Here is a 15,447-nt window from a genome sequence, read left to right as displayed (position 1 = left end):
CTAGCAGGCTGCTGAAAAAGGTCTCGTTTTGCTTTGCGAAGCATGATTCTCTCTTTTGTGTGGAGAGGGAGGCAGAGATGCGTGGTGAAGATCGGACGACGGATCAGTTGTTTTCGTATGTGAACGTAGAAGACCGGATCGCATCGGATCATCCTCTGCGGCAGATACGGCAGCTGGTAAATGACGCGCTGAAGGCTCTGGACGCAGATTTTACGGCACTTTACGCGCAGGATACCGGTCGCCCGTCGATCGCGCCGGAGCGTCTGTTGCGGGCGATGCTGTTGCAGGCGATCTATTCGATCCGGTCTGAGCGCCAGCTGATGGAGCGGCTTGAGTTCGATCTCCTGTTTCGCTGGTTTGTCGGGCTCGGGCCCGATGAGCCGACCTGGGACGCCTCGACGTTTTCAAAGAACCGCGACCGCCTTCTGGATGGGGATATCGCCGCAAAGTTCCTCAACGCCGTCCTGTCGCTTCGGCGAGTGAAGAAGCTGTTGTCGCGTGAGCACTTCAGTGTGGATGGCACCCTGATTGAGGCCTGGGCCAGTACCAAGAGCTTCCGTCCGAAGGATACCGATAGCGGCGGTGGTCCGGATAGTGGAGGTGGTGGTCGCAATGCACCGCACGACTTCCACGGCGAGAAGCGGTCGAACCAGACGCATGCCTCATCGACCGATCCCGATGCTCGGCTCTATCGCAAGGGCCGGGGCAAGCCGGCTCAGTTATGCTACATGGGGCACGTCCTCATGGAGAACCGGCAAGGCCTCGCCGTAGCGACACAACTGACCCATGCAACCGGCAGAGCCGAACGCGAGGCGGCCCTCGAGATGATCAGGAAACGCAAGGTTAAACGCGGCGCCACACTTGGTGCCGACAAAGGCTACAATGCCTGGACCTTCAAGCGCGATCTGGAGCAGGCCGGTGTCAGGCCGCATGTCGCCCTGAAGTCCGAGACCGGGAGGTGCGGCCTGCCCATCAAGACCCCCGAGGGCTATGAGGTCTCCCAGCGCATCCGCAAAAGGATCGAGGAGATCTTCGGGTGGACGAAGACAACTGGCGGCTATGCCAAGACGAAGTTCAGGGGAAAGCGGCGCGTTGCCCTCGGCTTCGATATCGCCATCGCCGCCTACAATCTCGTCCGACTACCGAAGCTACTTGCGGGGGCCGCAGCATGAACGCCACCATCGCCGCTGCGATAAGTCAGCGCATAATCCGTGGAAAGATGGTCTATGCCGAAAGAGTGACCTCAATGCAGGCGGAAACGCGCGTCCGGACGCCAAAACGGCGAAAAAAAGTCTCACCGACCCCAAAATATCTATATTCCACAACGTGCAAACAGGCTTTTTCAGCAGCCTGCTAGAGAGGGTGAATACCGTATCGCGCATAATCATCGGAGGCTCTGCCGGGTTCAGGACGATTATGGCTTTGCCTTTCCGGGCTCCTCCAACCTCTTCTATACCCTTTGAGGTTGTCTCGGTGAATTCATCAATGTTGGCCCGCGTTCCCGGCCCGGCTGACTTGGAGGCGATGGAAGCGACGATCTCCGCATAGTGGACTGTCGCGACGGATGCTACCGCTGCCACGATTGGGATCGTCGCCTGCCCGCCGCAAGTGACCATGTTGACATTTGACGCATCCAGATGCGCGTCACCATTGACGACGGGTATGACATACGGCCCGATCGCCGCAGGCGTGAGGTCGATCATCACCTTGCCAGCGGATGTGACGACTTCATTGTGCCGCTTGTGTGCGCCAGCAGATGTCGCATCAAAGACAATTCCGATTTCGGGCCACACGTCGAGCTTAACGAGACCGTCAATTCCTTCATGCGTGGTCGCGATACCCATGCGCTTTGCCCGGGCAAGGCCGTCCGAGTCGGGATCGATCCCGACCATCGCGCCCATTTCGAGACCCTTTGACTTGCGTATGACCTTGATCATGAGGTCAGTTCCGATATTTCCGGATCCGATGATCGCAACCTTGGTCTTCTTGAGAGTTGTCATTTCCAATGTCTCCTATTTCGCCGCAATTGCGAGGCGAACCGACCCAATACCTTCGATATCCGCTTCAAACAGATCACCAGGCCCCATTGAGGCCATCGGGCCAAGAGCACCTGTCAGAACGACGTCGCCGGCCTTGAGGGGTGCTCCGAGCTCTGCGCATTTTCGTGCGAGCCAGAGGGCGGCGTTTAGCGGGTTTCCAAGGCACGCGATGCCGGCGCCATATGAAACCGGGCGTCCATTGCATTTCATCACCATGCCAGCATTGACGAGATCAAGCCCATGCAGTGCACGAACAGGACCGCCCAGGACATATAGGCCTGATGAGGCGTTATCCGCGATCGTATCCGAAATGCGGATATCCCAGTCCTTGATACGACTGCCCACAATTTCGATGGCAGGCACGACGTGGTCTATGGCTCGGATAAGTTCGCTTGGTGTTGTATCCTGCGCGTTGATGTCCCTGCCGAGTATAACGGCTATTTCAGCCTCGGCCTTGGGTTGTTGAGTTGCTGACAAGGGAATTTCATCACCGTCGCAATATTCCATATCCGCGTAGAGGACGCCAAAATCGGGCTGGTCTACGCCCAGTTGATTTTGAACTGCCGCTGACGTCAGGCCAATTTTCCTGCCAACAATTCGTCGTCCTGCGGACACCCACCGGGCTGTGTTGATCGCCTGGACCTCGTATCCGGCTTGCGGATCAAGACCAATGAGATCACGCACTGGTGCGCAGTAGGTTTGTCCAGCGTGTGCGTTGAACAGTGCATCCGCAGCCTTTTGAATTTCATCTCTGGAGATCATGGTCTGGTTCGCGTCCGTAAGTAACTTGGAATGTAGATCGCTAACTACGCGATATACTTGACACTGCAATCCGAGGCAGGCCAATTGCTATCACAATGTGATAAATGGAGATCCGTGTGACACGATCCATGTCTTCCTTCGACAAGGCGATGGCCTTGTTCGGAGCACTTGTTGCGCAGGACGGTGTATTCGAATCAGACGCAATGAGTGTCCAGCTCGGAGTGCCGGAATCGACTCTGTACAGGCATCTGAATGCCCTCCATTCGGCCGGGCTCATCTGCCGATCCAGACGTGGACGATATTTGCCCAACCCAGTTTTTCTGAAGAAGTTGGAGGGGTACACACCACATGCAGTGCTGTCGGAACTAGTACGGCCCTTTTTGGACCAACTAAGTGTCGCGTTGGAAACCACGACCCACTTTGGCCTTCTGGAGAACGACATGGTTACCTACCTCGCGAAATCGGTATTTGAAGGAGAGGAGGTGTTCACGCGCGAGAACGGGCAGCTGGAGGCGTACTGTTCTGCTATCGGCAAGGTGTTGCTCTCGCACATGACGGTCGACGAGCGACGGGCGTATATATCCAGCGGGCCCTTTCCAAAGCTAACGGATAAAACGATCACGGATCCAGCCGCAATCGAACGAGAACTACATCGCACGCGCAACAAGGGATTCGGCGTCGACGATGGCGAGGTTCACAACGCACTTTATTGCATCGCTGTGCCAGTCTTCAGTTCGCGGGGAATAGTCGTGGGCGCAATTTCTAGTTCATCTAGCCAGAGGTGGGCGAGTCCTAAAGAACAGCGTGATCGCCTGATTCAGCTCAACGGGGTAGCGCAGTCAATCTCTTCCACCTTAGGGGCCGGCGCCTGATCATGTGGAGATGAGAGGTCAAAAAAATGGGAGCCGCTTAGGCTCCCAGAGTTTGGCGGAGACCTAGCTCCGCCGGAGGAAACAGACTGGTTGTCGTATCTCTTGAGCGTTCCCTGACCTTGAATGGCAGTGAAGTTCAACCTGACACGACACATTTGGGTTGAGCCGCTATCCGGTTGCGCGTCAACCTGGCCGGATACGAATGAGTGGCATCGCTCCCACATTGTGAAACTTTATGAAATCTGCGCGCTCGGGTGAACAGGATTGGAATTCTGTAGGCCTACCCATGATATTTGTGTGTCGAGAATATTCTCGAAAGCGGCCATGCGCGAATAACAGGACCATCTCACATGGACTGCGTTCGGAGTGTTCCAGAAAAGCCGAGAGTAATACGTTAGTACACGGATTAAAATCTCGGAGTCGGGAAATAGTTTGTCGACATCCGGGGCGTCGGGCACTGTCCAATCCGGGAGTCAGATGCACTAAGTTGCGCTGGCGTCTGTTCCGTATGACGAAATTAACAGCGGCATCGATAGCACAGTTGCCTTTGGCCACATGCAAATTTCGATCCTTGCTGCGGAATTTGAGCTAGCGCTGTTCGTAAATAAATATTGACACAACCAAAAAAATCATTTTTCCTCAAAAAAAGAACAAAATCTTGCACTTCAAGCAAGGTAGTTAGGGGGGTATTCAATTATGCCAAAACTAAGCGGCAGTTCCGTTTTGATTACGGGCGGAGCCACGGGAATCGGCCGGGCGGTGGTCCATCATTTTGTCGAGGAGGGTGCCAGATTATGTGTCCTGTGCGTCAATGATGAGCAGGCGAGTTCGTTGCGGGGTGAGTTCGGGGCTGAAGTTGAAACAGTAATTGGGGATGTGCGCAGTCTGGCAGACAATCAGCGCGCTGCGGCCCTTGCCGTGGAGAGATTCGGTGGACCAGAGATCGACAAACTTATCGAGGGCATGACACCGCTCGGATTTGCCGCAAAGCCTGAAGACCATGTAGCGCTATATGCGTTGCTTGCCTGTCCGGTGTCGGCTCGATACGTCACAGGCACAACCATCTTGTCCGATGGCGGTATTGGCGTGGGCTGACCCAGCCTGAACGCGTTCACCAACTAAGTCGAAATTGTGCCAGCGGTGCTGGCGGTCTTTTGGATCAAATCTATGAACCTGCCGGTCTCCAAATTCGCTCATGCTGCCGCTGCTGCTGGGGTGCTTTACTTCTCCCAACCTGGGGCGCTGGCAGAGCAGGGCGTTTTATCGCCCCCCGACATAAGCCCTCGGTCAAATATAGAGATGCCAACTGACGGACGTGTACGGTTTGTTCCTGATAATTTATTTGCCGTCGATTTTGTCTCTGATTCTGTGGGCTGGGCGGGGGGATACTACGGGACACTACTGAAGACCGAGGATGGAGGAGGGCACTGGAAGCGCCAGCCCTTGCCGTTTACGGACTTAATTAGGCGAATCGACTTTGTGGACGAGGCCGTCGGCATTGCTGTCACGAGTAGAGGCAAGATCCTGAAGTCTGAAGACGGGGGAGCGCATTGGGAAGTTGTGCATGTTGAGCCGGGCGTTAACTTGCGAGATGTCTACTGTCTCGACGCCCAGACAGCTTGGGTCGTCGGACATGAGGCTACAGTGCTTCACACGTCCGATGGCGGTAAAACGTGGCAAACTCAGGCGTTATCCGGATATCAGGGGCGTGATCTACCGAGATTGAATGGCATTACACGTCTCGAGGACGGGCGGTTGGTTTTGGTTGGGGAGTTCGGCCTGATAGCGTGGTCAATCGATGATGGATTGAGCTGGGAGGTGCTGGACGCGCCCGATGCCTCGGTCACATTCACAGCGGTAGATGCATGGCGTTCGGAGGCGCTAATATCTGGGCTTGGCGGCAAGCTTACAATGGTTCGATTTGGTTCGGACAGTGACGTTGAAGAGGGCTCGGAACGCTTAGAGGACCGTGTCCCGACGATCACAGCTTTGTCCTCGGGGACAGATGCGCATTTGTTCGATCTAACATTAGACCAAGATGGTGACGGAGTGATCGTAGGCCAGGGCGGGGTGGTCCGTGTAAAAGCTGGATTGCCTGTATCGGAATTGCTGCCCCTGGAGAGTAAGCTAGGATTTCTTTGGTACGGAGGAATTTCTAAAACATCGGAACACGGAGGGTATGTTGTCGTTGGGGCGAACGGTGCCGTACTAAAAACCGAAGTCGATGTCTCAGATCCGGAGCCGTTAGTTCGGTGGTAACAGGAGTAGTTCGCTTGTTGCAAATTCAATCAAAGGCTCAAATTCAGTGGTAAGTTATATTTCGAATTTCGTCATAAGATTTCCCAGAATCATTCTGGCAATCGCTTTTCTGGTCACATCGGGGGCGGCTTATTTCGGCGTGACAGGTGTCTCGTTGAAGGTCGTTCTCGAAGATATGCTGCCTTCAAACCATTCGAATGTCGAACTCTATAAGGAGTTCCAGAGTCAGTTTGGTGGAGTCAATAATGTCCTTGTCGAAGTCGAAAATAAAGCAGGCGACATCTACAATTCGGACTTTCTTGAAACGTATCGGGAAGTATCAGACGAGTTCTATTTTCACGATAACAATATCCGCCCTCTGTTTGAGGCGGCCAATCTCCGGAAGACGAGATCGGTGGCCGGCGGGGAGGGGCAAATTCTGGTCAGTCCTCTTATGTGGCCGGAAGTGCCCCGCTCTGAGTCTGATATGGAGCATTTCAAACAAATCGTCAGGGGGCAGTTTCTCGGCTCATTGGTTTCACTGGATGAGCATTCAATGCTTATTTCTGCCGAGCTATCAGAGGAGGTGGATTCTCGGGAGTTTGTCGCCTTTATTGACAATCTAAAATCAGAATACTCGACGAAAGATGTAAAAATATCAGTCGTTGGCAGGCCCGTACTTCTGGGCACGGTTAAGAAATATCTGCCTCATATGCTGTTGGTTTTTGCGGTCTCTGTGCTGGCTATCGCTGCCGTCCTACTTTTCTATTTCAGGTCCTGGGTGGGCGTTGCTGTTCCGATGCTCGTGGCCTTCGCCGTCACGATTTGGGGCTTTGGCGTCATTGGCTTGGTCGGTTACAATCTTGATCCCCTGTTGCTCTTGCTCCCATTCTTCGTCTTCGCCACTGTCTTATCCCATTCAGTTCAATTCGTTTCGCGCGTTTTCGATGAAATCGAAAATAGTGCAACCATGCGTGATGCAGTAAAAGAAGGTCTTGAGCGCCTTCTGTTCCCGAGCACTGCGGCTGTGATTACCGATGCAGCTGGATTTACGGTTCTGGCTCTGGTGACTATCCCAAGCATACAGTCGCTTGCCTTCATTTGCACGTTTTGGCTTCTAACGCTGACCCCGGGGATTATTGTTGCTGCGGCGTTCATGGCGGTCCTTCGGAAGCCGACAAAATTCCGCACCACCTTACCGGGTCAAGCCGCACTAGCCAAAATATTTGGGCTGAAAATGTCCAGATATGTATTCCTCCCGGCTTTTGTCGCTGCGTTGATTGCGGGCATTTTCGTTTCGCAGGGGCTAAAAATAGGTGATGCAGAAGGGAGCCCGATCCTGTGGAAAGATTCCCAATACAACAAAGATGTCAAAAAAATCAACTCAAGCTTTGACCGTGTCGGTACGGATGTAATGCAGGCCTATTTCTCCGGTGATGGAGAGATCATGCTAGATCCGCGTGTGTATCATCAGATCGAAGCATTTGATCGCCATATTTACGAACGAGTTCTTCCGGCAACTCGCGCACAAAGCCTTGTTCCGATCGTAAAAAATATCAACATGGTTTTGTGGGAAGGGGACCCTTCATACCAAACAATTCCTGATACAGAAGAAGAAATAGGATTTAACATTTACATGTTCCGGTCTGGCGGTGAGCCAGGAGACTTTGCCGCCTATACGAACCCGGAATGGAGCATCGGTAAGCTCTCAATTTATACGGGGGAGCATAGTGCTGACACCGTGAATGCGTTGATGGCGGCGGGCCAAGAATTTCTAAACACCTTTCAGTTTTCAGATGGGGAGCCGCGTGTGAGGTTCGCCGGCGGACAGATCGGTATAATTAAGGCGAGCAACGACGAGATCGAGCATAAAGAAAATGTACTCCTTATTGCCATTATCATCGTTATCGCAGTTAACCTGCTCTGGCTATATCGATCACCCGCATTTGCAGTCGTGATCATACTTGTACTGACGACATCTCACTTTATCACCATGAGTGTAATGACGCTTATGGACGTGGGGATGAACTTGAATACGCTCCCGCTTGCTGCGTTGGGTTTGGGACGTGGTGTTGATTACAGCATCTACATGGCAGACCGGATACGCGACGAAATGAGGCACGGCCATGAATTCGCGAAGGCGACGGGCCGGGCGTTCAACACGTCTGGTATTGCCGTGATAGTTACGGCACTGACGATGATACTGCCGCTATTGCCGTGGTACTTCCTGTCTCCGATCAGGTTCCAAGCCGAGATGGGCGTTCTGTTGGCGATCATCTTGATGTTCAACATGGTGGGGGCGCTCACTGTTGTGCCTGCAGCAATCGGCTTGCTGAAGCCGCGGGGATTTCCGTTTAGCACACAGAAGAAAATAGTCAGGGCGATGGTTGGTTAGATTGAGGGCGATAGAGCCTGGCCGCGCATCGGAAATAATAGAAAGTAAGGGAGAGAAAGATGAACACCAAGAATAAAAAAACTAAAACTAAGTCGCAAAAGCTATGCCTGCTTGGGGCTACAGCATTTTCCACAGTCCTTATGGTGCCGCTGGCAGCGAATGCCCAGTCATTGGCTGAAGCGCTGGACCTGCCCGACAATGTCTGGGTGGGCGGACGTCTGACGCAAGGGACGGGCGTCTATTTTGACCGGTATGGTGGTGGAACTGGAGTGGGGCCTTCCCAGTTTGTAGCGCAGTTTCAGGCTGAGTGGACTCCCAATAGCAACGTGACGGTCGTTTCCGATTTTTGGCTGCGCGGCGATTGGTACTATGATCTTGATGATGGAGATTCAATCGGGCCTGGCCTGCAAGACTTTACGAAAAGCCCTCCGTTTCTAGATCGCTTTGATTTTTTACTCTCGCAGGATGGGGCGCTCACGCTGCCTGAACCGTTTGGTAATAGCGGTGAAGAAAATCGCATACTCGATGATTTCGAGCAGGATGTGATTAGAGAGCTGTCGATAGCGTTTGCTGATTCAGAGGGACGCGCGTCGCTGAAGCTAGGAAAGTTTCAGCGAGGGTGGGGGCAAGCAGATGGCCTGCGGCTTCTGGATATTTTGAATCCACAGGATCTCCGCCAAAGGAGTATATTTACAGACACCGAGGACTTACGGATACCTCAGTGGAGTGCCGCCCTATCTTTGGATATCGACCAACTCGGGTTGGCTGCTCCTTTTGAGGGGGTAGGACTCAAGGATCCATCACTGGAAGTGATCTACACTCCGGTGGTGCGCCATTCCGAGTTCATTGTGAATAATCCCACCCCGAATTCCAGCACATCCGGAGGGCCCTTCGGATTGCCCTTCCCGAGGTTGGTGGAAGGTCAGTCGGGTTTCGGTATGCCTTTGTTGGGAGCACGTCTGTCGGATAAGGAAACAGACGACTGGGAAGATTCCGAGGTCGGCATACGGCTAAAATTCGATGTGCTTGGCGGGCAAGGGACAATTAACGGATTTTACGGTTTTCAGGACCTGCCGATAGTCGTCAACACCGGCGCAACAGTTCATATTGGCACTTTTATCGGAGATCCAAATGCGGCGGGTGTAATCAATGTGCCTATTGATCTCCCAACCACCATAGGTGCGACGAATGCGCCGGGTCAGTACGTTGATTTCATCCAGGCTCTCGCAGCTGGTACTGCGGTGCCGGGGGACTTCCCGCTAATTCCGTTCGGCTGCCTTGATATTCTGGATCCGGGCGCTGGAGGGGTGCCGTGTTCTATTACTGCAGATTTTGACCTCGATTACACACTCCGGCAAAAGACCGTCGGCTTCTCATTCACACGGGATATGACTGAAATCCGGCTCGGTCGAAAGGATGTCTCTCCGGTGCTGCGTTTGGAGGCCGCATACGAGTTTGACAAACCTTTCAACAAGGGCGTGATTCAGAATCCCTTTGTGCCCGGGCGGATGACCGTCGGAACGCCAGCTCTCATTACTACCCGTGACGACACAATCGCGAGACGAGATCAGCTGTCTGTCATGGTTGGATTTGATTATAATTTCTGGGTGCCAGGGTGGGAATCGCAGCGCAGTTCGATTTTTATGACAACTCAGTTTTTCGGGATCCATACCGAAGATGCTGATGGGCTCCTGTTTCAGGCGCCTTACGCGCTTACAAATGTTGAAGAGAACCAGGGATTCATAACTCAGACGTACACGAAGGGTTTCTTAAACGACAAAGTGACTCTGGATGGCTTGGCGATCTGGGACATGGATAAAGGTGGCGTTGCGATAAGGCAGAGAATAGATTTCTCCGTAGGAGGAGGAAATTGGAAGCCCAGAATTGAAGTGGGCTACTTTAGCGGGAAGGATGAGCAGGGCCTTTTGGGGCTCTATAACAAATCGGACTACGTTGAGTTTTCTCTGACCTACCAATTCTAGAGAAACATAACGATAACGCAAAGATGTCTGGTTCTTGATGATGGAGAAGAAAATGAAACGGCTAAGTTTGAAAAGCTTTCTGATCGGAGCAACGGCGCTTATGGCAGTTGCGACTGCAGCAGCACCCGTAGCGAATGCGCAGGAAGATTATATCGAGCGCTGGAAGGCGTTTGCCAAGGAGACGGGTTTGCCCGAACACAAAGCCTGGGCTGATATGCTTGACAATGATGAGGCCCGAAAACTCGAGAAAGAGTGGAAGGATTTCAGGGGTTACACGGCTTCGAGCCTCATTGAGGACGCGGATATTCCGGACGAGCTGAAGCCAGGGTTGATCATTACGAAGGACAACTTGGCTTCAATGCCTTGGTTGTCGGACTATCTTCCAAAGTTCTGGATTGACCGGCTCAATAGTGAGTGGATGGGTGTCAAGGGTATCCGCATTGTTCCCACGAACCATTATTATATGCAGAAAGCTCTGCTCGATGCGACCAAGGAACTAGGCAAAGATCCCTTCACAATTAATGAAAAGGGCGAGCTAGTAGACAGGGACGGAAAAAATGGCATGCTAACAAAGAGCGGATTGCCTTTCCTGACACCCAAAAATGGTGATGAGCTGAACTGGTTGTTTAGTGCGCATGGTGTAGGAACCGAAGATCTTTGGTTTAATCCGGTCGTTATGACGGGGTGTAATTCAAGCAATAAGGTCGAGCGCTCATACACTGGTAATATCTGGTGGCGGAAAATGGCGGGTAGAGTTGATAAGGCTCCACTTGGGAATGTTCCTGGATTCGAAGGCGTTACTGAGGCGGGGTCTCTACTACTAACCTCGCCGAGGGATGTGCGAGGGTTGGCCGGTGTTCGGCTCCGGTACGCGGATGCTGACAGAGATGACAACTTCAAGATTTTCATCCCTACGCTCCGGCGCACTCGCACGCTTACTGGTACCAATGGCCAAGACCCAATTGCTCCGTCTCTGGAGCTCACTTGGGACGAATGGCGTAGTCAGTGGACCAAAACTGATAAACGCAAATTCAAGTACACCATGGTTAAAGAGGGCTTCGTATTAGCCGCGCCGGAGGTTGGTGCAGTGTACGATCCTTATCGCCCAGATGAGGCGTATTGCGCTCTGACGGGAATTGTTGATATGGAGCTGAGGCCGGTATGGGTTTATGATATCGATGATCTCACCAACAGCTACCAGTACTCAAAAAAACGCATCTCGGTAGATAAGGAACTCTACTATACCCAGTCGATGGAAATGTACGACCGTCGGGGCAACCTGTGGCGGACTTGGGACGATTCACGCTGGTGGCAGCCCACAACGGGACGCGCAATGTGGCGTTCAGTGATTCTTCCAAACGTGATTTCACAACGGCACTCGATGCTCAGCATATCGCCGGATTGGGAGAAAGTTGATCAGATGGACAATTCTTTGTTCGACGTCGATAAATTGAGAGACAAACGCTAGTCACTCTCGGGTTGGCATTCATCAAGATTGCCAACCCGCACGTGCTGCCGAGCTACGATTCACACCGAAGAAAATTGGAACTATTCCGTCTTGGTCACAGGCCGGAAACTGGTTGTGCGGTTGTAAAGAACATAGTGGCGGCAAGGCGGACCCGGCAGTATTGGAAGACATTCTTATGGGAAGTTATAGAACGACATACCAGAAATGGGAATCGGCACCTGATGAGTTTTGGGAGGCAGCGTCTCATGCCGTTGAGTGGTATAGACCTTACGACGTACTCAGAGAATCGAAAGATCATGCGACCCGTTGGTTTGTCGGCGCCGAATGCAACATATGCTGGAATGCTTTGGACCGTCATGTGCGCGATGGCCGTGGAGATGATCTGGCGTTGATTTACGATAGCGCAATGACGGGAGCGGTGCGGAAGTATACTTATTCTGAACTACTCGATGAGGTTGGTATACTTGCGACCGTGCTAAAAGAGCGTGGGGTGAATGCCGGCGATCGGGTCTTGATTTACATGCCAATGGTTCCCGAGGCTGTGATTGCGATGCTTGCGACGGCGCGCATCGGAGCAGTCCATGTGGTCGTATTCGGGGGGTTCGCAGCTAGAGAGCTTGCCACTCGAATCGAGGACGCGACGCCAAGAATTGTGTTGTCAGCGTCCTGCGGGCTCGAGCCTGGTCGTATCGTTGAGTACAAGCCTCTCCTTGATGAGGCGATCAGGCTCAGCCCGCACAAACCTGAGTGTTCAATCATTTTCCAGCGTTCTAGCAGGACGTGCGAGCTTGAGCATGAGCGGGACTTCGACTGGGCCGCCCTGGTTGAAACCGCAAGAACGGCTGGCGAGAGAGCCGAATGTGTGAGCGTGGCGTCTACCGACCCGCTATACATTCTGCATACATCGGGGACGACTGGAAAGCCGAAGGGTATCGTCAGGGATCACGGGGGGTATGCGGTCGCTCTCAAATGGTCGATGGAATATGTATACAATGTCAAACCGGGAGAGGTGTTCTGGGCCGCATCGGATGTAGGATGGGTCGTCGGTCATTCGTATATTGTGTATGGTCCGCTTCTTAACGCCAGTGCGACGATACTGTTTGAAGGAAAGCCGGTCGGAACACCAGACGCTGCAACCTTTTGGAGGGTGATTGAGCGGCACCGGGTTAATACGCTCTTTACGGCACCCACGGCGTTAAGGGCGATTAAGAAAGTCGACCCAGCAGGCTCATTATTTTCCGGTTACGATCATTCCGGTTTCAGACAGCTGTTCCTTGCGGGTGAACGAGCAGATCCTGACACGATCCAGTGGGCAGAGCGTCTCCTTGATGTGCCAGTCGTAGATCACTGGTGGCAGACTGAAACAGGGTGGCCGATCGCAGCCAATCCGTTGGGAATAGAACAGCTGCCAACAGAATATGGTTCTAGCACAGTTCCTATGCCTGGATTTGATGTTCGCATTGTGGATGAGAGCGGTTCTGAAATGCCGCAAGGTGGGCACGGAGCTATTGTCATAAAGCTGCCGCTTCCACCGGGGTGTTTGCTGTCACTGTGGGAAGACGATGAGGCATTTCTAAAATCATACTTTGAGGAATACCCCGGATACTACAAGACCGGGGATGCCGGATATATAGACGATAAGGGCTACATCTTCGTCATGAGCCGCGTTGACGACATTATTAACGTTGCGGGTCATCGCCTGTCCACTGGTGCAATCGAGGAAGTGGTGGCGGCGCATCCAGATGTCGCGGAGTGCGCCGTTATTGGAGTTGCAGATTCTTTGAAGGGAGAATTACCAATTGGGCTCATCGTTTTGAACGATGGGGTCACGCGTGCAGAGGAAGAAATTACGAGAGAAATCGTAAACTTGGTGAGAACCGAAATTGGTCCGGTAACTGCCTTCAAGCGCGTCATCGTTGTCGATCAACTTCCAAAAACAAGGTCGGGAAAGATTCTACGGAGAACGATCAAGAGCATTGCGGAGTCGCAAGACTATGTAGTTCCGGCGACGATCGATGACCCGCAGGTATTGAATGATATCACTTCAGCCATTGCTCGGTAGGCGCGTATCCGGCCTCACCACAATGGCAAATGTCTTGGCGGCCCACGGATGAGTAATTTTTGAATCTGGAATTGACACCAGAAAGGTAACCGTCCGGGGTAGTGTCCAGATTCTTTCGCACTTTCGATCATGCGACGGCGGTTCCATTGGGTTGAAGTTTCATCTCGTGTAGGGGCTGCATGTTCATGTATCTTCGTGTGCTCCACTCGGTTCCGGCGATGTGTCGCAATCGGGCAGCAGCAAGGTTCAGGCAGGATTTGCCGTCCGGAAACGCGCCGACGACCTTTGTACGCCGACGGATTTCCTTCATCAGGCGCTCCAGCGGATTGTTGGTGCGCAGCTTGATCCAATGACTGTCCGGGAAGGCGTAGAAGGTCAGCGTCTCCTGGATGCGTTCTTCGAGCAGATCAGCGGCCTTGCCCATGCGCTGACGGCGCAGCTCGGCGATGACGGCCTCGGCTTTCTCTGTCGCTGCTTCCCGGCTCTCCTGGGCATGGATCGCCTTCAGCATGTGGGCAACTTCGCGAACCTTCGTCGCCGGCACGTGGCTGAAGACATTGCGGTAGAAGTGGACAATGCAGCGCTGCCAGCGTGCGTCGGGCAGGTACTCAGCGACGCTCTCGATCAGGCCCCTGCAGGCATCTGAGACGATAAGCTCGACGCCGGACAGACCACGGTCGACCAGATGGCGCAGGAAGCCTGACCAGCCAGACTTGTCTTCTTTCGCGCCCTCACAGATGCCAAGCACCTCCCGAAAGCCTTCTGAGGTGACCCCGATCGCCACAAGCAGCGACACGTTGCGCACTTCGCCCGCCCAGCTCGTTCGGCGGGTGATCGCAGTGCGATCACTGATCCGCCTTACCATCACGATACCGTCGAGGTAAATGTAAGGATGGTCACCTTCGATCGGTGCGTTCCGCCAGGCCTCGATCTTCGCATAGATCTTCTTGTTGAGGTTCGACACTGTCGAGGGCGACACCTTGGTGCCCCACAGGGCTTCGGTGATGTCTTCGACCCGCCGGACTGAAACACCGGCCAGGTACATCTCGATCAGCGCTTCCTCTACGCTGCTCTCACGCCGACGGTAACGCTCGATGATGGCGGTCTCGAAGGTCTTCTGGCGCAGCTTCGGCATCTTCAGCTTCACTTCGCCAGCCTTGGTCTGCAGGCCGCGCTCGTAGTGGCCGGCGCGCGTGTCCTTGCGGGCCTCACTGCGCTGGTAGCGATCAGCCCCACACAAGCCGTCCGCCTCAGCATCCAGCATCGCGTTCAGGGCTTCTTCCACCGTCCCGCGAACCATCTCGCCCAGGTGGTCCCTGATCCGGGCCTCATCGATGTGGATCACGTTCCCCATCGGCGTGTCTTCTCTCTCGTCCATTGTCGATCCTCTCAGTCTGAAAGGAACCAGCCGAAAAATCAAATGTGCGAAAGATTCTGTACGTATCGGCCTTCACGGACGCACAGAGACAATTTTGATTTCTGATTTCGGAAAAAATCATGCAACAAAGAAGCTCACAATTCTTGACTGTCGGCTCTGCCCGAATTCACGCCGTGTGCGAAGGCGAAGGCCCACTAGCAGGCTGCTGAAAAAGCCTGTTTGCACGTTGTGGAGTATAGATTTTTTGGGGT

Annotated in this window: 10 protein-coding genes and 1 pseudogene; 8 read left to right on the top strand and 3 right to left on the bottom strand. The window is 53.4% G+C overall.

Annotated features, from left to right (window positions below; translation table 11 throughout):
- Positions 1-77 precede the first annotated feature (77 nt).
- The gene (locus tag D1227_RS04950) at positions 78-1,172 is read left to right on the top strand and encodes an IS5 family transposase (protein WP_035540773.1); all 1,095 of its coding nucleotides are present in this window, start codon (positions 78-80) and stop codon (positions 1,170-1,172) included.
- A 183-nt stretch (positions 1,173-1,355) separates the two neighbouring features.
- Here D1227_RS04950 and D1227_RS04945 read toward each other — a convergent pair.
- Positions 1,356-2,000 (bottom strand): annotated as a pseudogene (locus tag D1227_RS04945) (acetaldehyde dehydrogenase (acetylating)); the annotation flags it as partial.
- Between the two features lie 12 nt (positions 2,001-2,012).
- A complete protein-coding gene (locus tag D1227_RS04940; RefSeq protein ID WP_119404056.1) occupies positions 2,013-2,801 on the bottom strand; it encodes a 2-keto-4-pentenoate hydratase in 789 nt (262 codons plus the stop codon).
- A gap of 128 nt (positions 2,802-2,929) precedes the next feature.
- Here D1227_RS04940 and D1227_RS04935 point away from each other — a divergent pair, with 128 nt between their 5' ends.
- The 7 genes from D1227_RS04935 (at position 2,930) to D1227_RS04905 (ending at position 13,818) form a co-directional block, all read left to right on the top strand.
- Positions 2,930-3,673: an IclR family transcriptional regulator gene (locus D1227_RS04935; RefSeq protein ID WP_158586564.1), complete on the top strand. Its 744-nt coding sequence runs from the start codon at positions 2,930-2,932 to the stop codon at positions 3,671-3,673.
- 696 nt (positions 3,674-4,369) lie between these two features.
- Complete coding sequence (locus tag D1227_RS04930) at positions 4,370-4,768, top strand: SDR family oxidoreductase (protein WP_035541368.1); 399 nt, start codon at positions 4,370-4,372, stop codon at positions 4,766-4,768.
- 72 nt (positions 4,769-4,840) lie between these two features.
- On the top strand, positions 4,841-5,932 hold the full coding sequence (locus D1227_RS04925; protein WP_119455208.1) for a WD40/YVTN/BNR-like repeat-containing protein: 1,092 nt from the start codon (positions 4,841-4,843) through the stop codon (positions 5,930-5,932).
- A gap of 46 nt (positions 5,933-5,978) precedes the next feature.
- Positions 5,979-8,306, top strand: a complete 2,328-nt coding sequence (locus tag D1227_RS04920) for an efflux RND transporter permease subunit (RefSeq protein ID WP_119404053.1) — start codon at positions 5,979-5,981, stop codon at positions 8,304-8,306.
- A 59-nt stretch (positions 8,307-8,365) separates the two neighbouring features.
- Positions 8,366-10,288, top strand: a complete 1,923-nt coding sequence (locus D1227_RS04915; RefSeq protein ID WP_119404052.1) for a DUF1302 domain-containing protein — start codon at positions 8,366-8,368, stop codon at positions 10,286-10,288.
- A gap of 37 nt (positions 10,289-10,325) precedes the next feature.
- Complete coding sequence (locus tag D1227_RS04910) at positions 10,326-11,756, top strand: DUF1329 domain-containing protein (RefSeq protein WP_119404051.1); 1,431 nt, start codon at positions 10,326-10,328, stop codon at positions 11,754-11,756.
- 175 nt (positions 11,757-11,931) lie between these two features.
- Entirely contained in the window at positions 11,932-13,818 is a 1,887-nt protein-coding gene (locus D1227_RS04905) for an AMP-binding protein (protein WP_119404050.1), read from the top strand.
- Positions 13,819-13,945: 127 nt separating this feature from the next.
- Here the strand turns inward: D1227_RS04905 and D1227_RS04900 are convergent, their stop codons facing one another.
- Positions 13,946-15,172 carry an IS256 family transposase gene (locus tag D1227_RS04900; protein WP_051625129.1) on the bottom strand — a complete coding sequence of 409 codons (1,227 nt, stop codon included), beginning with the start codon at positions 15,170-15,172 and terminating at the stop codon, positions 13,946-13,948.
- Positions 15,173-15,447 lie beyond the last annotated feature (275 nt).

This window comes from Henriciella mobilis (assembly GCF_003576315.1).
Lineage (GTDB): Bacteria > Pseudomonadota > Alphaproteobacteria > Caulobacterales > Hyphomonadaceae > Henriciella > Henriciella mobilis.
The sequence above is the reverse complement of the archived record's forward strand: the minus strand, read 5'-3'. Positions and strand labels throughout refer to the sequence as shown.